Source organism: Chitinophaga niastensis (genome assembly GCF_003014755.1).
Taxonomy (GTDB): domain Bacteria; phylum Bacteroidota; class Bacteroidia; order Chitinophagales; family Chitinophagaceae; genus Chitinophaga; species Chitinophaga niastensis.
Map to the genome: position 1 here is coordinate 1,882,785 of NZ_PYAW01000001.1, position 23,808 is coordinate 1,906,592.

16 protein-coding genes are annotated in these 23,808 nt (G+C 44.1%); 15 read left to right on the forward strand and 1 reads right to left on the reverse strand.

Features of this window, described 5'->3' with window-relative positions; genetic code table 11:
• The first annotated feature begins 94 nt into the window (after positions 1-94).
• From CLV51_RS07840 to CLV51_RS07860, 5 genes are read left to right on the forward strand one after another with little or no spacing between them, the layout of a single operon-like run.
• Positions 95-1,588, forward strand: coding sequence for a tagaturonate reductase (locus tag CLV51_RS07840; protein WP_106527408.1), 1,494 nt, complete (start codon positions 95-97; stop codon positions 1,586-1,588).
• 9 nt (positions 1,589-1,597) lie between these two features.
• Positions 1,598-2,992 carry a glucuronate isomerase gene (uxaC, locus tag CLV51_RS07845; protein WP_106527409.1) on the forward strand — a complete coding sequence of 465 codons (1,395 nt, stop codon included), beginning with the start codon at positions 1,598-1,600 and terminating at the stop codon, positions 2,990-2,992.
• Positions 2,992-3,990 (forward strand): sugar kinase, encoded by a 999-nt coding sequence (locus tag CLV51_RS07850; protein WP_106527410.1) that lies wholly within the window; start codon positions 2,992-2,994, stop codon positions 3,988-3,990. Before uxaC ends, CLV51_RS07850 begins: the two co-directional genes overlap by 1 nt.
• Position 3,991: 1 nt before the next feature.
• Positions 3,992-4,654, forward strand: coding sequence for a beta/alpha barrel domain-containing protein (locus CLV51_RS07855; RefSeq protein WP_106527411.1), 663 nt, complete (start codon positions 3,992-3,994; stop codon positions 4,652-4,654).
• Between the two features lie 35 nt (positions 4,655-4,689).
• The gene (locus CLV51_RS07860) at positions 4,690-5,979 is read left to right on the forward strand and encodes an MFS transporter (RefSeq protein ID WP_106527412.1); all 1,290 of its coding nucleotides are present in this window, start codon (positions 4,690-4,692) and stop codon (positions 5,977-5,979) included.
• A 263-nt stretch (positions 5,980-6,242) separates the two neighbouring features.
• Here the strand turns inward: CLV51_RS07860 and CLV51_RS07865 are convergent, their stop codons facing one another.
• Positions 6,243-7,889: a UxaA family hydrolase gene (locus CLV51_RS07865; protein WP_106527413.1), complete on the reverse strand. Its 1,647-nt coding sequence runs from the start codon at positions 7,887-7,889 to the stop codon at positions 6,243-6,245.
• A 229-nt stretch (positions 7,890-8,118) separates the two neighbouring features.
• On the opposite strand from CLV51_RS07865, the gene CLV51_RS07870 reads away from it, so the two are divergent.
• The 10 genes from CLV51_RS07870 (at position 8,119) to CLV51_RS07915 (ending at position 23,806) form a co-directional block, all read left to right on the forward strand.
• Positions 8,119-9,141, forward strand: a complete 1,023-nt coding sequence (locus CLV51_RS07870; RefSeq protein WP_106527414.1) for a LacI family DNA-binding transcriptional regulator — start codon at positions 8,119-8,121, stop codon at positions 9,139-9,141.
• Positions 9,142-9,475: 334 nt separating this feature from the next.
• The gene (locus CLV51_RS07875; RefSeq protein ID WP_106527415.1) at positions 9,476-12,535 is read left to right on the forward strand and encodes a SusC/RagA family TonB-linked outer membrane protein; all 3,060 of its coding nucleotides are present in this window, start codon (positions 9,476-9,478) and stop codon (positions 12,533-12,535) included.
• A gap of 18 nt (positions 12,536-12,553) precedes the next feature.
• Positions 12,554-14,095 carry a RagB/SusD family nutrient uptake outer membrane protein gene (locus tag CLV51_RS07880; RefSeq protein WP_106527416.1) on the forward strand — a complete coding sequence of 514 codons (1,542 nt, stop codon included), beginning with the start codon at positions 12,554-12,556 and terminating at the stop codon, positions 14,093-14,095.
• A gap of 87 nt (positions 14,096-14,182) precedes the next feature.
• On the forward strand, positions 14,183-16,150 hold the full coding sequence (locus tag CLV51_RS07885) for a heparinase II/III domain-containing protein (RefSeq protein ID WP_106527417.1): 1,968 nt from the start codon (positions 14,183-14,185) through the stop codon (positions 16,148-16,150).
• Between the two features lie 126 nt (positions 16,151-16,276).
• Positions 16,277-17,545, forward strand: a complete 1,269-nt coding sequence (locus CLV51_RS07890; RefSeq protein ID WP_106527418.1) for a DUF2264 domain-containing protein — start codon at positions 16,277-16,279, stop codon at positions 17,543-17,545.
• 88 nt (positions 17,546-17,633) lie between these two features.
• A complete protein-coding gene (gene kduI / locus CLV51_RS07895; protein WP_106527419.1) occupies positions 17,634-18,476 on the forward strand; it encodes a 5-dehydro-4-deoxy-D-glucuronate isomerase in 843 nt (280 codons plus the stop codon).
• A 22-nt stretch (positions 18,477-18,498) separates the two neighbouring features.
• Positions 18,499-20,733, forward strand: a complete 2,235-nt coding sequence (locus CLV51_RS29050; RefSeq protein ID WP_158266953.1) for a DUF4861 family protein — start codon at positions 18,499-18,501, stop codon at positions 20,731-20,733.
• A gap of 10 nt (positions 20,734-20,743) precedes the next feature.
• Complete coding sequence (locus CLV51_RS07905; RefSeq protein WP_106527420.1) at positions 20,744-21,505, forward strand: SDR family NAD(P)-dependent oxidoreductase; 762 nt, start codon at positions 20,744-20,746, stop codon at positions 21,503-21,505.
• Between the two features lie 28 nt (positions 21,506-21,533).
• Positions 21,534-22,586, forward strand: a complete 1,053-nt coding sequence (locus tag CLV51_RS07910; RefSeq protein WP_106527421.1) for a LacI family DNA-binding transcriptional regulator — start codon at positions 21,534-21,536, stop codon at positions 22,584-22,586.
• Between the two features lie 23 nt (positions 22,587-22,609).
• The gene (locus CLV51_RS07915; RefSeq protein WP_106527422.1) at positions 22,610-23,806 is read left to right on the forward strand and encodes an AGE family epimerase/isomerase; all 1,197 of its coding nucleotides are present in this window, start codon (positions 22,610-22,612) and stop codon (positions 23,804-23,806) included.
• The last annotated feature ends 2 nt before the right edge of the window (positions 23,807-23,808 follow it).

A 23,808-nucleotide genomic window follows, 5' to 3' on the forward strand; every position in this document is an offset into this window, starting at 1 on the left:
CTTTTAGCTATTATTTCCCTCAAACACTACAAAATGTTAATTATGAATTATATATTTATTGGATTAAGTACCCTTTTAGCATAAATTAGTCGCGATGCTACCCATATTAAGTAAAGAGTTTATATTAAAAAAACAGGATTCCGGCGTTCATGAAAAATCTTTCAACTTTCCGGAAAAGATCCTGCAATTTGGCACCGGTGTACTGCTACGTGGCCTGGTGGATTATCTTGTGGACAAAGCAAACCGGCAAGGGATCTACGAAGGAAGGATTGTAGTGGTGAAATCCACGGAAGGAAATACCGCTGAATTTTCTAATCAGGACAACCTGTACACTACGCATATTAAAGGCATTACCCAGGGAGAACTGGTTGATAAGGTACTGATCAATGCTGCTATTAGCCGTGTTTTGCAATCGAATGCAAATTGGGAAGAGATTTTAGACGCTGTGCATCAGCCTGCTTTGCAGACTATTATCTCCAACACAACGGAAGTAGGGATCCAATATGTACCGGAAAAAATAGCTGATGGCGTACCCGCTTCTTTCCCCGGCAAATTACTGGCGATATTGTGGGAGCGTTTTCAATATTTTAATGGCAGTACCAACACCGGCTTTGTGATTGTACCTACTGAACTGGTAGTAGATAATGGCCATCTCCTGAAGGAAATTGTATTGCAGCTGGCCGCTTTCAACGAGATGCCGGCCGCATTTATACAATGGATAAATGCAGATAATCACTTCTGTAATTCGCTGGTAGACCGCATTGTACCTGGTAAACCGCGCAATCTCGCGGAAATGGAACAGCAGGCAGGTTACATCGATAAATTGTGGATTGAAGTAGAGCCATTCCTGTTATGGGCTATCGAAGGAAATGAAAAGGTCCGTTCTGTATTGTCTTTTTATAAGGCAGATGAAAGAATGCTCATTGCACCCAGCATTACACCTTTCAGGGAACAGAAGCTGCGTATCCTGAATGGCAGTCACACCGTAGCAGTGCCACTGGCCTTCCTTTCAGGGCTTAATACTGTATACGAATGCATGAAGGATGAGTATATGAGTCATTTTTTCCGTGAAGTAATTCTGCAGGAAATATTGCCTACCATCGCTGATGCATGCCCTACTGCAACCGCCTTTGCACAGGATGTACTGGATCGTTTTGCTAATCCCTTTATTGCACATAAACTTATCAGCATCACTTTCCAGGAGAGCTCAAAAATGAATGCACGTAATGTGCGCACACTGGTACGCTACTACGAAAAAAATCAATCCCTGCCAGCACATATGTGCCTGGGATTTGCTGCCATGCTGCTTTTCCTGCAACCTACACGGGTAGAAGACGGAAAATATTACGGCAGCAGAGGCACCGAAGAATATGTGATTACAGATGATAATGCACACATCTTTGCAGATTATTGGCATCATCATACTTCCGTTAAACAACTGGTGCAGGATGTTTGTCATGATAACCGTTTGTGGGAAACCAACCTGGCCGGTATTCCCGGCTTTGTGCGTACTGTAGCGGATTATTTACAGGAGCTGAAACAGGATGGGGTGAAAGAATTTGTACAATTGCTGAATCAAAAAAAATAATCATAGTATATGAAAGAATTTTTGTCCGAAGATTTTTTATTACAAACGGAAACGGCTAAACGATTATATTTTGATTATGCCCGATCCATGCCGGTAATAGATTATCACAACCATTTACCACCGGATGAAATAGCGCAGAATAAATCATTTGAAAACCTGACTGCCATGTGGCTGAAAGGGGATCACTATAAATGGCGCGCCATGCGTGCCAATGGTGTGGCAGAGGAATATATTACGGGTGCTGCTGATGACTATACTAAGTTTCGCCACTGGGCTGCTACCACACCTTATACCATGCGTAACCCTTTGTATCACTGGTCGCACATGGAATTAAAGAATCCATTTGGCATCACTGATCTGCTGAACGAAAAAACGGCGGAAAAAATATATCACGATTGTAACGCACAACTACCGCGTTTCACCACGCAAAGGCTGTTGCAGCATTATAAAGTAGATGTATTGTGCACGACAGATGATCCAACTGATTCGCTGGAGCATCACCAGGCCATTGCCCATAACCCTTTTGGTACCCGCGTGTTGCCTACTTTTCGCCCGGATAAGGCCATGGCAGTAGACAATCCCGAAGTGTTCAATGCCTTTGTGAATAAGTTAGCAGCTGTTACCAACAAAGACATCAACAACTATGATGATCTGCTGGAAGCACTGCATGGGCGTCACACTTATTTTCATGAAATGGGTTGCCGCCTGAGCGATCACGGACTCAATACGTTTTACTTTAATAACTATACCGGGAAAGACCTGGAAGAGATTTTTTACAGGGCAAGGAACAAGGGCGTTGTTACCGCTTATGAAAATGCACAGTTTAAAACAGCCATGCTACTGGCTATTTGTGAGTGGAACCATGAAAGAGACTGGGCACAACAGTTTCATACAGGCGCTATCCGCAATAACAATTCCCGCCTCGTGCAATTGTTAGGGGCTGATGCCGGCGTTGATTCTATTGGCGACTGGAGCATGGCGGAAACGATGAGTGCTTTCTTCAATGCACTGGATAAAAAAGATAAGCTGGCTAAGACGATCATCTACAATCTTAATCCTGCGCACAATGAAGTATTTGCCACTATGGCCGGTAACTTCCAGGATGGCACCGTGCCAGGTAAGATCCAATATGGGTCGGGCTGGTGGTTCCTGGATCAGAAAGACGGCATGGAGAAGCAAATGAATGCTTTGAGCAATATGGGCTTGCTGAGCCGTTTTGTGGGTATGTTAACTGATTCCAGAAGTTTTCTATCTTATTCCCGTCATGAATATTTTCGCCGTATTTTGTGTAACCTTATCGGGAATGATGTAGAAAATGGTGAGCTACCAAATGATATTACCTGGTTGGGAAAAATGGTACAGGATATTTGTTACAATAACGCTAAAGCATATTTTGGATTTTAATGAAGCCGGTAAAAGTTATCACATTCGGAGAAATATTGTTGCGTTTGTCGCCTGAACTGGCGCAAAACACGGCCGCTATTTACGTAGGCGGCGCAGAAGCCAATGTAGCAGCGGCGCTGGCGCAATGGGGCACACCTGTTGCTTATATCAGCAAGGTGCCTGAAAACGGGTTATCGAAAGATGTGCTGCAACAGTTGAGCACACGCGGTATTTATACAGACAGAATGCTGTGGGGAGGCGACCGTATCGGTATTTATTACCTGGCACAGGGCAGTGACCTGAAGCATGCGGAAGTAGTATACGATCGTAAGTATTCTTCTTTTAGCCAGATTGAACCAGGCACTGTTAACTGGGAAGCGTTGCTGGGCGATGCGGAATGGTTTCACTGGAGTGCTATTACACCCGCTTTAAACCCGGATGCAGCAGCCGTTTGCAGGGAAATACTGGAAGCAGCCACCAGAAAAGGAATGACCATCTCCACAGATCTTAATTACCGCAGTAAGTTGTGGCAGTATGGCAAAAGGCCTGCTGCTGTAATGCCGGAGCTGGTGCAATATTGTGATGTGGTAATGGGAAATATCTGGGCGGCCAACAATATGCTGGATACTTCACTGGACACAGCAGCGCTGGAAGCTGATACCAAAGTTGCTTATCTGAAAGAGGCTGAACGTGTAGCTGCGGAGATAACGGAAAGGTATACACGTTGTAAACGGGTTGCGTTTACGTTTCGTTTCAGTAAGGCTGCTACGCATAATCAGTATTATGCTTTTTACTATAATGCCGGACAGGTAAGCATTTCCCGCGAATATGATACCAATGAGGTAGTAGACCGGGTAGGTAGCGGGGATTGTTTTATGGCCGGATTGATACATGCGCAGTTGCATGAACTGGATGATCAGCAGATCATTTCTTTTGCTGCTGCTGCCGCTTATTCCAAATTTTTTGTGAAAGGTGATTTTAATACCACCTCCGCTGATGATATTTTAAAACTTATATAGTATGGCACCAAGTCCTGAAACAATTATAGCTGCATTTGAGCAGAGCGGGATCATTCCTGTTTTTTATCATGACGATTCCGATGTTTGTTGCCATGTGCTGCAAGCCTGTTATGACGGTGGTTTGCGGATATTTGAATTTACCAGCAGGGGAGAAAATGCGCGCAAGAATTTCGCAATCATGCGTGATAAAAAGATAGCTACGATGCCGGATTTATACCTGGGTATCGGAACTATTAAAAATGCTGCTGATGCCGCAGTATATACCGGAATGGGGGCCGACTTTATTGTGAGTCCGGTTACTGATCCGGAAACCGGTGCTTATTGTAAATCTGAAAATATCCTGTGGATCCCGGGTTGTATGACGCCTACAGAGATATTTGTTGCAGAGAAGAGCGGGGCAAAGCTGGTGAAGCTGTTCCCGGGTAATGTACTGGGACCATCCTTTGTAAGAGCAATTAAGCCACTGTTCCCACAAATGAAATTTATGCCAACCGGAGGTGTAGAACCCACGCAGATAAGTATGGACTCCTGGTTTGATGAAGGTGTAATATGTGTAGGAATGGGTTCCAATCTACTGTCAAAATCCCTTATTGAAAGTAATGACTGGTTATCCCTGAAACAAAAAATAATGCAAACGTTTGCAATTCTCAAAGCGATGCACTAACTTAAGGCCACTTTATAAATTCCAAATCGACCGTAATGAATTCCACAACTTTAGGTAAGTATCGCTGGAGAGTATGTGCACTCTTATTTGTAGCTACCACGATTAACTATATTGACAGGCAGGTGTTAGGTTTGCTTAAGGGCGATTTGTCGCAGGAATTCAACTGGACAGAAAAAGATTTTAGTAACCTGGTAATGGTTTTTTCTGCTGCTTATTCTATTGGTTTGCTGTTTTTTGGTGGATTGGTAGATAAGATCGGATCCAAGCGTGGATATAGTGTATCCATTATTGTTTGGAGCCTTTCTGCCATGGCACACGGACTGGTGCGTACTACGCTGGGCTTTGGTGTGGTAAGGTCTATATTGGGCATCAGTGAGGCGGGTAACTTTCCTGCGGCTATTAAAACCACAGCGGAATGGTTTCCAAAGAAAGAAAGGGCATTAGCTACCGGTATATTCAATTCCGGGTCTAATATAGCTGCTGTAATAGGACCTGTAATGGTGTACTGGCTGGCGCGTAATCATGGCTGGAGAAGTGCTTTTGTGTGGACAGGCGCCATTGGTTTTGTATGGTTGATATTCTGGTGGATTTATTATGAAATTCCCAGTCGCCAGAAGAAATTAACGAAAGAAGAATTTGATCATATTCATAGTGATCAGGAAGTAGAAGAAGAGAAACCCAAGCCGGTAAAATGGGGAAAGCTGTTGCGGATAAGACAAACCTGGGCTTTTGTTTTTGGTAAATTACTAACAGATCCGGTGTGGTGGTTTTTCCTTTTCTGGTTGCCGGGCTACCTGGAGTCTATTTTTCATGTGAACATGAAATCCAACCTGGGCTTACCTATCATTATTATTTATTCTATTACCAGCTTTGGTAGTATTGGTGGTGGCTGGTTATCCTCGCATCTTATTAAAAGCGGATGGCCTATTTTCAAAGCACGTAAAACATCTATGTTGATCTTTGCCCTTTGTGTAGTGCCTATTATGTTGATCCAATACACCAATGATTTATGGATGGCTATTGCCCTGATCAGTTTGGCCACTGCGGCGCATCAGGCATGGTCTGCTACTATTTTTACCACGGCTTCTGATATGTTCCCTAAGCGCGCTGTGAGTTCTGTGGTGGGTATTGGCGGTATGGCCGGATCAATTGGTGGTACGTTGTTTCCGATAGTGATTGGTACAATGCTGGATCATTATAAAGTAATTGGCAATATTGGTATCGGTTATAATATTCTCTTTACTATGTGTGGGGTAGCTTACCTGTTAGCGTGGCTGGTGATGCATTTGTTTGCACCGCGGATGGAGCAGGTGAAGCTGGATTAGTGTGGAGGGGGAAGGCCTTCGGCCTTTGTCTTATCCAGGATTAGGCTGATTATGATGATTTTTCTGATTTTTTAATGAGATGATTTTAGCGAAGATTATTTTTTGATACTCATAATAAAAACAAACGTCCGGGCAGATGTCCGGACGTTTTTCTATTTACAGTAAAAAATAATCTTCGCTAAAATCATCTCATTAAAAAATCAGAAAAATCATCATAATCAGCCTAATCCTGGGTAAGATAACGACCGAAGGTCGTATAGCCATTACAGTGATACCCCTCTTTTCCACGGAATAAAGTCATCCTGGTTCAGTTGCTCTGCTTTGGTATGTACCTCTCCACTGGCAGTTTTGATCACGTATTCGAGGATTTCTTCGCCCATTTGAGCGATGCTGTGCTGGCCGCTGATAATCGTACCGGTGTCGATATCGATGATATCTTTCATACGGGTAGCCAGTTTGGTATTGGTAGCCAGTTTTACCACCGGTGCAATAGGATTGCCGGTAGGTGTGCCCAAACCTGTAGTAAACAGTACCACGTTGGCGCCGGAGCCTACTTCAGCGGAAGTAGATTCCACGTCATTGCCGGGAGTACACAACAGGTTAAGCCCTGGTTTGGTTACATATTCTGTATAATCCAACACATCGGTAACGGGTGAGGTACCGCCTTTTTTAGCTGCCCCGGCAGATTTGATGGCATCGGTGACCAGGCCATCTTTGATATTTCCGGGAGAAGGATTCATGTAGAAGCCTGAACCTACTGACTGGGCTTGCGTTTCATACGCACGCATGATGCGGATGAATTTTTCGGAAGTAGCTTCAGATTCGCAACGGTTAATCAGTTCCTGTTCCACGCCGCATAATTCAGGGAATTCGGAGAGGATGGAAGTGCCGCCCAGCGCCACCAGGAGGTCGGATGTATGCCCTACAGCCGGGTTGGCGGAGATGCCGGAGAAACCATCGGAGCCACCGCATTCCAGTCCTATTACCAGTTTGGATAACGGACTTGGCTGACGTGTTTGCTTATTTACTTCTACCAGCGCCAAAAATGTATCTTTAATGGCAGCAGATAGCATGGCAAACTCGGAAGCGCTTTTCTGCTGTTCGTATACCAGTACCGGTTTGTTGAAACCCGGATTCAGTTTTTTCAGTGATTTCTGCAGGATGGATACCTGGGCATGCTGACATCCCAAACTCAGGATAGTAGCACCTGCCACGTTGGAATGATGAATATAACCGGCGAGCAATGCACATAATGCATCAGAATCCTGACGGGTACCACCGCAACCACCTTCGTGGGTAAGGAATTTAATACCGTCTATATTAGGAAACACTACATTTCGTTTAGCCGTTTCAGTTAGTACACCAGCTTCGTAATTTTTTATAGCTTCCATGTTACCGCTTTTATAGAGCGATACCAGGTCCTGCACCTGTTCGTTGTACATTTCTGCAGGTGAAAAACCGAGTCCTTTTTCAAAGGCGGTTTTGATCACACTTACATTTCTGTTTTCACAAAATACCAATGGGATAACCAGCCAGTAGTTACGTGTACCTACCTGCCCATCGGTACGCTGATAGCCCATAAAGGAGCGGTCTTTCCATTTATTAACATCTGGTGCCTGCCATTCCAGGGAGCCATCTTTTTCATGAAAAGCATTGGCATCATGTACTACATTTTCTGTAGTAATGCTTTGTCCCTGCAGGATGGTTTGATTAGCCTTACCTACCAGTACGCCGTACATGGTAATAGGGGCGCCGGCCTCAATATTATTGATGAGGAATTTATGTTTAGCAGAAATATTTTGCTGAAGCTGAATGTTATGGCCGTTAAAAGATATGTTTGTTCCCGCTGGTATATCCTGTAGGGCAACCAACACATTATCGTCAGGATGAATTTGTAAGTAAGCGTTCATAAGAGCTAAAGTAGTAAATATCGTTTCCTGCTGTTAATACTAAAATGTTAATCCTTGATAAGATTTTGACTATTTGGTAAAACTGCTGGAATGTTTAATGGGTGCAAGTTACGAATGAATCAGGAAATGTTAATTTCCAATTACGAAATATTTGCTATCTGCCGGATATATAGAGAGAAATGATGGTGGCTAATTCGTATTTTGTTACCAGAAAATTCTATTCCGCCTTATGCAAAAACATGAAAGTACTATTGTAGATATAGCGAAGGCGCTGAATTTATCCGTCGCTACCGTGTCGAGGGCATTAAACGATCACCCTAAAATAAGTGCTGCTACCAAAATCAAGGTAAAAGAGCAGGCCAATGCGTTGGAATACCGGCGAAACACACTGGCATCGGGCCTTAGGGGAAGCCGCACGAATAATATAGGTTTGATCATTCCACGGGTGTCTATGTATTTTCATGCGGCAGCTATTACTGCCATTCAGAACAAGCTGCATCTGCAGGGTTACAACCTGATTATCGGCCAAACCAATGATGCTGTGGAGATGGAGAAACAATTGGCCAGTGCCATGTTTTCCAGCAGGGTAGATGGTTTGATGGTAGCCTCTACTTTTTATACGACTGATTTTTCGCATTTTGATGTGTTTATACGGAATAATATTCCCCTGGTATTTTTTGACCGCGTTCCGATAGATTTTTACCCTGCACAGGTGATCAAGGGAGATGATTACCAGGGCGGCTTTATGGCCACAGCCCATTTAGCGAAGGCCGGATGTAAAACGATTGCACACTTATCCGGGCCGCTGAGCTGCAATTTGTATAAAGATCGTTATGCCGGCTATATTGATGCATTGCGAAAATACAAGCTGCCTTTTAAGAAAGAGTGGGTGTTTTTTAATGAACTTACACCAGAGAACGCTTTACTGATAGCCAAACAATTATTTGTGAAGAAGCCCTACCCGCAAGGAGTATTTGCCTCCAATGATACTTCTGCTATTGTGGTGCTGGAATATGCGCGGGCGCTGCAATTGCGGATACCAGCCGAACTGAAGATAGTTGGTTACTCCAATGACCCGCGGACAGCCATCATAACCCCTGCCATTACCACTATAGAGCAGTTTCCTGATAAGGTAGGAGAGCGGGCTGTAGCCGCGCTGCTGGAGATCATGAATGGTGCGCGGCGTAAAAAAGACCAGGTACAAACGCCTATCATTACCGCTGTAGAGCTGATCAGGCGAGCTTCTGCATAATTTCTGCTGCATTTTTGGACGCTCTTCCTTTTAACCTGATATTGCCCTGTTTCCTAACCGGCAATTGGCTGGATGAGCCCTTTGAAAATAAATTTTATGCAAACGTTTGAATTATTGGATTAATTCGATATTTTTGATTTCAGCATCCACAGCATAAATTCATAGGACGTGTCAACCAAATTTAATTTAGCATAATGTCATGTGGTGCTGTATTTAGCGCATTTCCAATTAAAGATTAGCATAATTCCGTTATTAGAACAATGAGTGAAGAAGAGTGAACAGGATTCCAATTATTATATAATTTAATGCAAACGTTTACATTAAACTCGCGTTTATGAAAAAACTGCTTGGGGCATCACTATGCATATGGGGAATATGCGTAGTACAGACTGCTATTGCCCAGGAAAAAAGATCCCTTACCGGCTCCGTTAAAGATGCACAGGGCACCACACTGCTAGGTGTAACTGTAGGCATAAAAAATACGTCCATCGGCACTGTAACCAGCGCAGATGGTAAATTCCACCTGAATATCAGTGATAAAGACACGCTCGTATTGAGTTTCGTAGGATTTAACAAAAAAGAAGTCGCTGTTAATAAACAAGGCGATATGAAAATAATACTGGAGGCCACCGCTACCAGCTTAAATGAAACAGTAGTAGTGGGTTATGGTGTGCAGAAGAAAGTAAACCTTTCCGGTGCCGTAACCAGCGTGAACTTCGATAAAACCATGCAAAGCCGCCCGGTAACAGACCTGAGCACGGCATTGAGTGGTATGGCTCCCGGCGTAAGCGTTTCGCAGGCCTCCGGGCAACCTGGTCGCGAAAACGCCACCATCCGCATTCGGGGGGTAGGAACACTCAATAATGCAGATCCTTTTATCCTGGTAGATGGTATTGAAAGCAGCATGAGCGATGTAAACATGGCAGATGTGGAAAGTATATCTGTGCTCAAAGATGCAGCAGCAGCAGCTATTTACGGCTCCCGCGCTGCTAACGGCGTGGTACTCATCTCCACTAAAAAAGGAAAGAAAGGAAAAACAACGGTTTCCTACAACGGTTATTATGGTGTGCAAAAAGCCACCCGTTTGTTTAATCCGGTGAGTGATTATGCTACTTACATGCAGCTGATGAATCGTGTAGCCGTTGCGGATAATCCATCCAACACATTGCCGTTTAAACAGGCTACCATTGACTCCTGGAAAAATGCCACCGACAGAACACTGTATCCTAATACAGACTGGATGGGCGTTTTATTTGGTCAGGGAAAGATGACCGGTCATACTGTTTCCGTTTCCGGCGGCTCTGATAAAACGACTTATTATATGTCGCTCGACTATCTGCATAATGAAGGTATCATGAAAAATACCAGTCAGGACAGATACATGATGCGCCTTAATGCTGATCATGAGATCAGCAAAAAAATAAAAGTAGGTGCTAACATAGCGCTTACCTGGAAAGAGCGCAGGGAGCCACAGGATGTAGGCACTATCTTAACGAATGCAGCCAGTACTACACCCGGCATCACTCCTAAAATTACAGATGCCAACGGAACCCGCTATGGCGGCCGTAATACAGATGATGAAAACGGTCAGTTGGATAACCCGCTGCAGTACATTGAAACATGGAACAGACCTAATCGTCAGCAGAGAACATTTGCCAAAGTATACGGTGAATGGAGCATCATTGATGGATTGAAATTTCAGGTAAACGGTGCCGCTGATTATTTTAACGTGGCGCAGAAAAGTTATGCTTTAGCCGGTGCTATTCAGAACAGGTGGAACTTCCAGAAAAATATTGTTGCACAACAGCTGGATCAGCAGCCCGCTTCATTGGCACAAATGGATAGTACAAACCTGCACCTTACTTATTTTGCTACACTGAATTACACCAAAAATTTAGGTACAGATCATCATTTTAATGTGCTGGCCGGTATGAGCAGTGAATCTGTAAGAGGTACACTGATGACCGCCAGTGTACAGAACTTCCCGACCAATAACACCTGGGAATTGGGTGCTGGTCTGGAACAACCAAAAGTAGGTGGTACATCAGATATTTATAAAATCATTTCCTATTTTGGCCGAGTTAACTACGACTATAAAAATAAATATCTGCTGGAAGCAAATCTGCGTAGAGATGGATCATCTAAATTCCGCTCTGGCCTGCAGTATGGTGTTTATCCTTCTTTCTCTGCAGCATGGCGTTTGCTGGAAGAACCTTTTATCAAAGACGTAATACCTGCATGGGTAAACAATGTAAAGGTGAGAGCTTCCTGGGGTAAACTGGGGAATGACAGGATTCCATTGTATTCCTTTATGGACCTGTATTCTGCCGGACAAAACTATTCTTATGGCGGAAGCATTGCTGCTGGTCTTACACCACTTACTATGGCCAATCAGAATATTACATGGGAAAAAACTACCAGCTCCAATCTGGGTGTAGATGCCAATCTCTTTAATGATCATTTTAACGTGACTTTTGATGTGTTTAATCGCCACACTTCAGATATCCTGGTAAAACTGGGTCTTTCTTCTTTGTATGGTGGCCTCACACCTCCTTATCAGAATGTGGGTATTGTGGATAACAAAGGCTGGGAGCTGAGCATGGGCTACAATAACAGCGCAGGTGATTTCAGATACGGTATATCCGGTAACGTTAGTAATATCAATAATAAGGTTGTTAAATTCCAGGGCAACGCTATTGGAACGTTAAGCGGCGCTTCTGTTATTAAAGAAGGATGGTCTATTGGTTCTTTGTATGGTTTACAGGTAGCAGGTATTTTCCAGAATGATGCAGACGTAGCTGCCTGGGCTAAACAGCGCACTGCCGGTACTAATAAACCTGGTGATTTCAAGTTTGTAGACATGAATAATGATAAGGTAGTGGATGGTGCTGACCGTATTAACATGGGTAATACTATTCCTAACTGGTACTTCGGTTTAAATTTGAATGCAGGTTACAAAGGTTTTGATCTGGCCTTGTTGTTTCAGGGTGTAGGTGGTGTAAAGAGATATTACCAGGATAACTGGTATACCAGCGGTATCCGCGCCGGACGTGAAATCAACGCTGATTTCCAGAATGCCTGGACACCGGACAATCCTAATACCAACATGCCGCGCTTAACAGCTGCAGCTAATACAGATAATACACAAGCCAATACTTTCTGGGTACAGAATGCATCTTTTGTACGCCTCAAAAATATTCAGTTGTCTTATACCATTCCAAAGAAAGTTTTCAGGAGCACACTGCAAAGCATCCGTGTATATGTGAATGCACAAAATGCCTTTACCTGGACCAAATTTAAAGGACTTGATCCTGAAGTGAGCGACTATACGCAACCCGGTATTCAATATCCGAATGTGCGTGTAATTACAGGTGGTGTAAACGTGATCTTCTAATCATTAAACGGTAAGAAAATGAATAAGATATTAACAGCTATATATGCATGCAGTTTATTAACACTGGGTGCCTGCAAAAAAGATTTCCTGGTAACTACACCATCAGATAAAGTATCTGGCAATAATTTCTGGCAAACAGATAAAGATGCTAATTCCGGTGTTAATGCGGTGTACAATGATTTGCAAAATAATGACATCTTCGGATTGTATGTATATAATGACGGCTTAACGCCTTCTGCCTACATATGGGATGATGGTGGTACAGGTTTTGGTCCTATTGCCAAAGGCAATATGAATCCCTTTACTACGGCTCCTGCCAATAAGTTTAAAGCTTTGTACAATGGCATTTATCGTGCTAACCTGGCGCTGGAAAAGCTGCCGGGTGTGAAAATGGATCCTGCAATTAATCATCGCCTGATAGCAGAAGTTTCCTTTTTACGTGCGTTATTTTATTATCAGTTAACAGATTTTTTTGGAGATGTTCCGCTGATTACCAAAATCATTCCTTTAAATGGTGCGTTGCCAGGTAAGGAAACAAGGGCTAATCTGCTGGCCTTTATCATTAAAGAAGCCAGTGCAGCGGCCGATTCATTACCTAAAAGTTATAGTGCTGCCATGACCGGTCATGCTACACAAGGTGCTGCATTAACGCTGAAAGCAAAGGCACAGCTGTTGGCTAAACAATATCCTGAAGCGGCTGCTACCTGTCAGACCATCAGCGGCTTAGGATATGATCTGTATACTGATTACAGGAATATGTTTATTTCTACCAGTGCAGAAAATAATGTGGAAGTGATTTTTGATATACAATACCTTGCCCCCGGACTTGGCCAGGGTAGCCTGTTAGACAAACGTTTATCTACCCGTAGTTCTTTTTCCAGTGGTTGGAGCAATGTGTATGCATCTGTAAACCTGGTGAAAAACTATGAAATGAAAAACGGTAAAGCCATTACAGACCCCGCTTCCGGTTATGATGCCGCCAATCCATATAACGGCAGGGATCCACGTTTGGATTATACCGTAGTAAGACCCGGTGCTACCTGGAAAGGGATTCCTTATGAAAAATTAAGATTGGATAATTTCGCCACCTTTACCGGTTACCTGACAAGAAAATATGTATTGGAAGTAGATGGTTTTGGTGCAGGTGATTCTCCCCTCAATTTTATAATTTTCAGATATGCAGATGTATTGCTGATGCTGGCAGAAGCAGAGAATGAAGCTGCCGGACCGGATGGTACTGTATATGCTGCTATTAACAAGGTAAGGGCGCGTAAAGGAGTTGATATGCCTCCTATTCCGGCTGGTAAATCAAAGGATGAAATGCGTGATATTATTCGTCATGAGCGTATGATAGAATTTGCTATGGAAGGCACTTATTATTCAGATATCCGCAGATGGGGCATTGCTACGCAGCTGATGAATGGTCTGATAGTAACCAATATTGCCGGTCAGCAGATTGATAAAATTAACTTTGTGGATGCGTTTAACTTATGGCCTATTCCACAGGCGGAAATAGATCTGAACAGTAACCTGGTTCAAAATCCGAACTATGTTAAATAAGATAAAGCGTAGTGAACATTGAATATCTTATGCCACGACTTTTAGTCGTGGCATGTATTTTTTATCTTGCTTAAAATTAATTGTCATATGCACATTAAAAATATTGTTTGTATGATGTTGCTCTTTTCAGGAGTAACTACTGCAAATGGTTTACTGGCGCAGGATCACACCGAAAAAAGAAACTATTTATATGAAGAGTGGCAGCATGCCGGGGGCGCTGTGGCTTTTGAGCAAATAGCTCAGTGGAAACAGACGCAATACCAGGTTATTATTGACAAAATGGCCAGGCTTCCGGTAGCTACACGGACTGCTTTACTAAAGGATGCAGATAAGGCAATGGCGTTTACCTGGCCATCTTTACCGGCTACATTATTCCTGGAATTCCGGGATAATGGTAACCGGGTGAACTTCGAAAGTGCCCAGTCTGAGCGGCGTAAAGTTTTGGGAGCACTCGTAGCCGGTGAGCTGGCAGACGGTAAAGGGAAATATATCCCGCAGATAGTGAATGGTTTGTGGGTGATCCTGGAGGAAAGTACCTGGGTATTACCTGCGCATATTGGTGTGCAGAAAGCGGGTACGGATCTGGCAGATCCTACGGAGCCTATTGTGGACCTGGTTTCCGGGGAAACCGCCGCCACACTGAGTTGGGCGCAGTTTCTACTGCATGATCAGCTGGACAAGTTTTCTCCTATGGTGAACAAACGGATCACGTATGAATTGCAGCACCGTGTTATAGAGCCTTTCCTGCAACGGAATGATTTCTGGTGGATGGGATTCAAAGGGGGATTGGTTAATAACTGGAATATCTGGATTAATACCAACATTCTGCAGACTGCCTTATTGAGTATAAATGATACGGCTATACGAAATAATGTGATAGAGAAAAGCATCCGCAGTGCGGATAATTTTGTAAATGGTTATCCGGATGATGGTGGTTGTGATGAAGGACCTACCTATTGGGGGCATGCAGGCGGTAAACTGATAGAATTTATTACATGGCTGAATAGCGCCTCTGCACATAAACTAAGCTGGGGCAATAATGAACTGATACATCAGATAGGCACTTACATCTATAAAATGCATATCGACAGCAGCCGGTTTGTGAATTTTGCAGATGCTTCTGCCAGCACTATCCCACCCCCACATACCGTGTATTTGTACAGTGAAGCTTTCCATGATCCTTTGCTGAAAAATTTTGCCGCTTATTTATACCGGTTAGAAAATCCGGATACCAGTAAATTCAAAATGTCTTCGTTGTCATTTTTTATTTATGATCTGGAAACCCGTGATGCCTTGCTGGCAGCAGCGCCGGGGGCTCCTTACAAGCCGGTTAACTGGTTGCCTGATTTGCAGGTATTATCATTACGTTCAGCAGCAGGTACTACCAAAGGTTTGTTCTTTGCGGCTTTAGGTGGGCATAATGCCGAAAGCCATAACCATAATGATGTAGGCAATTTTGTGTTGTATATGGATGGAAAGCCTGCACTGATTGATGTAGGCGTGGGCACTTATACCAAGCAAACTTTTAGTGCTGATCGTTATAAGTTATGGTATATGCAATCGCAATGGCATAATTGTCCGACGATTAATGGCGTGCAACAACAGGCCGGTCGCCGTTTCCAGGCCAACGATGTACATTTTACTGATAATAAGTCCAATCGTATTTTAAGTATGGATATAGCCGCTGCGTATCCTGAAAGTGCCATGGTACAGACGTGGAAGCGGACTTTTACTTTTACGCCTGCCAAAACCAGTTTACAGTTAGATGAATCTTATCAGCTGAAGGAATGGAAGGAAGCCTTCAGGTTGCATTTTATGACCGTTTTACCGGCAGATGTACATACTCCCGGGAAGATAGTACTGAAGGGCGCCACTGCCAGCCTGGTAATGACTTATGACCCTGCTTTATTTGAAGTAGTAACGGAGCAGCAGCCGCTTACTGATAACCGGTTATCATCGGTATGGGGTAGTCAGGTTATGCGGATCAGTTTACAGGCGCGCAAGCAGGCATTAACCGGTAAGCATACCGTTCTTTTTGTGATGGAACGGGATTAAATTATCCATCTACGGTCTTTTTTTAGTAAACGTTTGATTTTTGCAAACGTTTGCATTAAATTAGAGCCTGAACCAATGCACACGATAGGTAACAGGAGTTTTTAACTACGTTAAAGTAATTCTACGTTGGAAAGAAGAAATTTTATCAAAATAGCGCCGCTGGCCGGCCTGGCGGGAGCCATGGCACCAGGTAAAACGCTGGCTTCAGCAATTACAGGGCATACAGTGAACGATACCGCTGCGGCGGGTATTACAGACAGACAATATCACCTTAACTTATTACAGCGTATTGCAACGCCAGTAGTGGAAAACATGAGTAAGGGCACCCTGAAAAAGAACATGCCGCTGGAGAAAGGCCCTGGATATGGCCTGGTAGTGGAAAAGGTGACCTATCTGGAAGCCTTTGGCCGTTGTATTTCAGGCCTTGCACCGTGGCTGGCATTACCAGACGATGTTACGCCGGAAGGAAAGGTGCGTAAGCAGCTGAAAGAACAGGTATTACAGGGTATTGTGAATGGGGTAAACCCTTCCTCTCCCGACTACCTGAATTTCAGATCAGAGTCGCAACCGCTGGTGGATGCTGCTTATTTATGCCAGACATTCATGCGTGCCCCGGAAGCTTTGTGGCAGCCGCTGGACAATACCACCAAAGCCAACATCATCAAAGAACTGAAGGAGTTACGAAAGATACGACCTGCCTATAACAACTGGTTGCTGTTTGCCGCAATGGTAGAGGCTTTCCTTTTATCAGTGAACGAAGAGTGGGAGCCGCTGCGTACCATGGTAGCCACTAAAAAAATACAGGAATGGTATGCAGGTGATGGCTTTTACAGTGATGGTCCGCAGTTTTCGCTGGATTATTATAATGGTTATGTGATACATCCCATGTTTACAGATATGCTGAAAGTGCTGGTGGATAAGCAACAGGGCAGCAAAGCCGACTATGATCAGGCGATTAAACGCATGCAGCGTTTTTCAGAATTACAGGAGCGTATGATTGCACCTGATGGTACCTACCCCGCGCTGGGCAGGTCAATGACCTACCGTACAGCCGCATTTCAGCCATTGGTACAACTGGCGCTGAATCACCAGTTACCGGAAGGAATAGCACCGGCGCAGGTGCGTTGTGCGATGACAGCCATCATGAAAAACATTTTTGAGATGGAAGGCACCTTTGATAAACAGGGCTGGTTGCAACTGGGCATCTGTGGACATCAGCCTGAAGTGGCGGATGTGTATACTTCTACGGGCAGCTTATATATCTGCACCAATGGTTTCCTCGCATTAGGATTGCCTGCCGGAGATCCTTTCTGGTCGGACCCTGCAGCAGAATGGACTGCACAGAAAGTATGGTCAGGAAAACGCATCAAAAAGGATTACCACGTTAATTATTAGCTTTTAGCTGTTAGTCTAACTGCTAAAAGCTAACAGCTAAAAGCTATGCTGAGTATTTTCCTCAAAGAATAATATCTAACAATAATATATGAGCACAACATTCGAATCAAGATACGCCAGTAGCCCGGCCGAAGTAAAGCAAATGGATACCACGCAGCTAAGGCAGGCTTTTTTAATGGAGAAAATTTTTGAAGCAGATCATATTGCCTGGACGCATACGCATTACGACCGTTACCTGACAGGTGGTGCTATGCCTGTAAAAGGTCCGGTGGTACTGAAAACTATTGACTTACTGAAAGCCACTTATTTCCTGGAGAGAAGAGAGCTGGGTATGATCAATGTTGGAGGAGAAGGGTATGTAGAAGTAGATGGTGAGAAATTTGAATTGTCTTTTAAAGAAGCGCTATATATCGGGAAAGGAAAACAGCAGGTGGTATTTCATAGTAAAGATGCGCAGCAACCTGCTAAATTTTATCTGAATTCCACGCCGGCACATCACACTTATCCCACCCGTAAAGTGTCTAAAAAAGATGCGGAAATAGTAACGCTGGGCACATTGGAAACATCCAACCACCGCACCATTAATAAGCTGCTGGTAAATAGTGTGCTGGAAACCTGCCAGCTGCAAATGGGTATGACGGAGCTGCAACCGGGAAGTGTATGGAACACCATGCCGGCGCATATACACGATAGAAGAATGGAAGTATATTTTTATTTTGAGGTACCGGTAGGGCAATCTGTTTGTCACTTTATGGGACAACCGCAGGAAACCCGCCATGTATGGATACAGAATGAGCAGGCGATCATCTCTCCGCCATGGTCTGTGCATTCCGGCGCCGGCACAAGCAATTACACTTTTATTTGGGGTATGGCCGGTGAAAACCTGGACTACGGTGATATGGACCATTGTAAGATCAACGATTTACGTTAATGAACTGATAATAGCTGCAATCATGATGATGAAATCAATTATCGCGGGAAGCTTGCTGGGCTTGTCTTTCCTTCATGCCGGGTTACCGGTATATGCTGCAGGGACTGTTGCAGAACAACAAACAGCCACTGCAAAAAGTACTGTCACAACACCCTTTACCACCCTGGCTGTGCGGGCACAAATGGAAAAAGTAGCTACCTGGCAATGGCAGCACATCGCGGCAAATGGTTGGTCCCATTCACCGCTTGACTGGACCAATGGCGCCATGTATGCCGGTATGATGTCGCTCAGTAAAATAACGTCCAATCCGTTTTTTATTGACCGGCTGGTACAGGTAGGAAAGGATAATAACTGGAACACAGGACCGGATCGTTTTATGGCGGATGAGTACTGCGTAGGGCAGTTATATTCACAGCTGTACTCCCTTTACAAAGATCCTGTGATGATTGATAAATTCAGTAAGCTGGCAGATAGTATTGTGGCAGCGCCACATACGGAACCGCTGGATTGGAAAAATGGGGTGCATCATCGTGAATGGGCCTGGTGTGATGCATTGTTTATGGCGCCTCCTGCACTGGCTTATTTATCTACAGCTACCGGTGATCCACGTTACCTGGAAACCACAGCTAAATTATGGTGGAAAACAACTGATTTCCTGTTTAACAAACAGGATAGCCTGTATTACCGCGATGGCAGTTATATTGGCAGGAAAGAGAAAAATGGTACTAATGTTTACTGGAGTCGTGGTAACGGCTGGGTAATGGGTGGCCTGGTTCGTATGATGGACAATATGCCCGCTAACTACGCTGACAAAGCACGTTTTCAGGACTTATATAAAAAGATGGCTTACCGTATAGCCGCGCTTCAATCTGCTGATGGCACCTGGCATGCAAGTTTGCTTGATCCGGATAGTTATCCTGCAAAAGAAACAAGTGGTACCGGTTTTTACGTATATGCGTTAACGTGGGGTATAAATAATGGCTTATTGCCGGAGAAGGATTTTCTGCCGGTAATACAGAAAGGATGGCAGGCTTTGACAGATTGTGTACAACCCGGTGGTAAACTAGGTTTTGTACAGGAGATAGGTGCTGCACCTGGAAAGGCTACTGCCGATGATACGGAAGTATATGGCGTAGGTGCGTTCCTGTTAGCCGGATCAGAACTCATTAAATATGATCTCCGCAAAAATTCATCTGCCCATATTATCATCACTAACACAACAGGTATTAACAGGGAAGATGAAATAGTGGAAATTCCTTATGCACAATTTGTTGCTAAACTTGGCAAGGCTGCACAGAAAAGTTTCAAGGTGGTAGATATAGCCAGTGCAAAGGAAATCCCGTATCAGCTGATCTACGAAGGTGAAAAAATAGCAAAGAAATTATTGTTGCAGGTAAGCATTGCCCCAGGTGCTACTATTAATGCGGATGTGCTGGAAGGCGTTCCTGCTGCTGTAAAAGCAAAGGCTTATAGTCGTTATGTGCCGGAGCGTAAAGATGATTACGCCTGGGAAAATGATCGCATGGCTTATCGTATGTATGGCAAGGCACTCGAAAGTGTTCCTAAGGAAATGGCCTATGGTATTGATGTATGGGCCAAGCGTACCAGTGATCTTGTTATTGATACCTGGTATAAACTGGATAATTATCATCATGATAACGGCCAGGGACTTGATTTTTACAGTGTAGGGTTAACGCTGGGATGCGGTGATAATGCCCCTTACGGTAAGGATACTATTTATTATCCTAAAAATTACCGTCACTGGAAAACGCTGGACAACGGTCCGCTGCGTACTACTTTTGCACTTACCTACGATACGTGGCAGGCTGGCAGTGTAGCCGTTAGCGTTACTAAAACCATTTCGCTGGATGCCGGTTCACAGCTCAATAAAATGCAGTTGCAATACAACTTCAAGGGGAACGATATTCCGGTGGTAACAGGTATTACAAAACGGAAAGATCCCGGTAATATCCTGTTGGATGAAAAAACAGGTGTAATGGGGTATTGGGAGCCGACGCATGGCGAAGATGGTACCATTGGACTGGGTTGCGTATTTGCAAAAGAGGTACCGGGTATGAAAACAGATAACGTACATTTGTTGAGCCCCGGAACAGCCAGCAGTCAGCAACCTTATGTATATTACTTTGGTGCTGTCTGGAATAAAGCGGGCAGGATTGCTGCTGCTGATGAATGGTTCAGGTACCTCGAAACATTTGCCCAAAAAATTAAACAACCGTTAGCAGTAACAATACAATAAATTAGTACATATGGATCTGTTTCAACTGAAAGGAAAAACGGCACTGGTTACCGGTTGTAAGCGCGGTATCGGGAAAGCCATGGCAGTAGCACTTGCATCGGCAGGTGCGGATATTATTGGCGTATCGGCATCACTGGAACTGGCTGGTAGTGAGGTGGAAAAGGAAGTAACCGCGTTGGGGCGGAGCTTTAAGGCTTACCAGTGCGACTTCTCCGACCGGGCATCATTATATGCATTTATAAAGCAGCTGCAGCAGGATATAGCAGTGATTGATATACTGGTAAATAATGCCGGCACCATTATGCGTAAGCCGGCAGCAGAGCATCCGGATGAGTATTGGGATGAAGTGATTAACATCAACCTGAATGCTCAGTTTATCCTTACCCGTGAAATTGGTAAGAGCATGATTGCCCGTGGTAGCGGAAAAGTTATCTTTACCGCATCATTGCTTACCTTCCAGGGTGGTATTAATGTACCGGGATATGCAGCCAGCAAAGGCGCTGTGGGTTCACTGGTGAAAGCATTTGCCAATGAATGGGCGTCTAAAGGCGTGAATGTGAATGCGATTGCCCCCGGCTATATTGCGACTGATAATACAGTGGCATTAAGAGCAGATCAGCAACGCAGCAGTGCTATATTGGATCGCATCCCTGCTGGTCGATGGGGAGAGCCGGAAGATTTTGCAGGACCCGTGATATTCCTCGCTTCAAAGGCCGGTGATTATGTGCATGGTACTATTCTTACCGTGGATGGTGGCTGGATGGGAAGATAAAAGTACATTTACAGCTAATTGCGTATACATGAGCAAACGTACAGAAAAAACGATCGTTGATATTGCAGAAGAACTGAAACTATCAGTATCTACTGTATCACGTGCCCTGAATGATAATCCTAACATCAGCGCACGTACGAAAGAGAGAGTAAAGAAGATGGCCCGCAAACTGGGCTATCGGCCTAATGCACTGGCAGCTGGTTTACGCAATAATAAAAGCAAAACCATCGGGTTGATAGTACCGCGCATTTCTATGTTTTTTCCTGCGGCCATCAGTACGATCATTCAAAATAAATTGCAGGAGTTTGGATACAACCTGATCATCTGTCAGTCTAATGATTCCTATGATCAGGAAGTGGCGCTGGTGAATACCATGTATTCCGCCAGGGTAGACGGTTTGGTAGTTTCTACCACACTGTATACAACCGACTTTTCTCATTTTGATGTGTTTAAAGACAACAATATTCCACTGATATTTTTTGACCGGGTACCCAAAGATTATAATGTAAAAGTGATTAAGGGAGATGATTACCTGGGAGGATATACTGCTACTACCCACCTGATAGAGAAAGGCTGTAAGGATGTAGTGCATATTTCCGGTCCGCTTACCTGTAACCTTTATGTGGAGCGGGTAGCAGGCTATAAGCATGCTTTGCAGGAACATAAGTTGCCGTTTAAAAAAACACGCATCTTTTATCATGAGCTCACCCGCGATAATGCCTGGCAAACCTGTGAAAAGATCTTTGCACAACAACCTTATCCGGATGGGATCTTTGCTTCCAACGATACGACTGCCATTACTATTATGGAATATTGCCGCAAAATAAATGTGCGGGTACCGGAAGACCTGAAGATTGTTGGTTATTCCAATGATCCGCGTACAGAGATCGTAACACCGCCCGTTACCAGTGTGGATCAGTATCCGGCTATGATGGGCGAAAGAGTGGTTGCTGCATTGATGGAACTCATTAACGGTGCACCTTCCAGTGTACCACGTTATTCACAGGAAATAATACCTATTCAACTGATAGCGCGCGAATCCAGTGCAGGCACGGTGAAAGCCACCGGAAAAAAGAAGTGATCATATTATAATCTACGTTACTTATGAAAAAGAACCTGTTCTTTACGGTATTGTTATTGCCGGTGATGATACTGCAATCGTATGCACAGTCAGGTAAAGCAGATAAAGTTTTGTTAGCTAAAGCAGATGAAACGCTGCAATTTGCTGCACGTCAGTATAAACACATGATGACACATGTACCGGACAGTGTGCTGCCGCGTACTACTGATACCAGGGATGGTAGCCTGATGACATCCAATTCTACCTGGTGGACTTCCGGTTTTTATCCCGGCACCTCCTGGTACCTCTACGAATATACGAAGGACCCTGCCTTTAAAGCAGAAGCGCTGAAACGTATGGCTCTGGTAGAAAAAGAGCAATACAACACACATACACACGACCTGGGTTTTATGATGTATTGCCCATTTGGTAATGCTTTACGTATTACAGGTGATACTGCCTATAAAACCATTTTACTCACCAGTGCAAAATCATTATCTACCCGTTTTAATCCAACAATAGGTTGTATTAAATCATGGGATCATGGTACCTGGAAGTTTCCGGTAATTATTGATAACATGATGAACCTGGAATTGCTTACCTGGGCGTCTAAAGTGAGTGGTGATAAAAAGTTTGCAGCGATAGCACGTACACACGCTAATACTACCATAAAGAATCATTATCGCCCTGATTACAGCTCATTTCACGTAGTGGATTATGATCCGGCTACCGGTGCGGTACTGCAGCGGAAAACACACCAGGGCGCGGCTGACAGCTCTGCGTGGTCGCGCGGACAAGCATGGGGACTGTATGGTTACACCATGATGTATCGTGAAACAAAAGATAAAGCTTACCTGGAGCAGGCGCGTCATATTGCAGATTATATCCTGCAAAATCCTAACATGCCGGCTGATCTGATCCCTTACTGGGATTATAATGCACCGGGTATTCCGAATGCTTTGCGTGATGTATCCGCCGCATCTGTGGCTGCTTCTGCACTGCTGGAACTGAGTCGTTATACCAACAAGGCAGACGGCAAACGTTACTGGAATGCAGCAGAAAAAATGCTGACAAATTTGTGCAGTCCGGCTTACCTGGCAAAAGAAGGAGAGAACAATGATTTTATATTGATGCACAGCGTTGGTTCCTTACCACATAAATCGGAAGTAGATGTGCCTTTAACATATGCTGATTATTATTTTGTAGAAGCATTGCTTCGTTATAAGCAATGGGCTAAATAAAT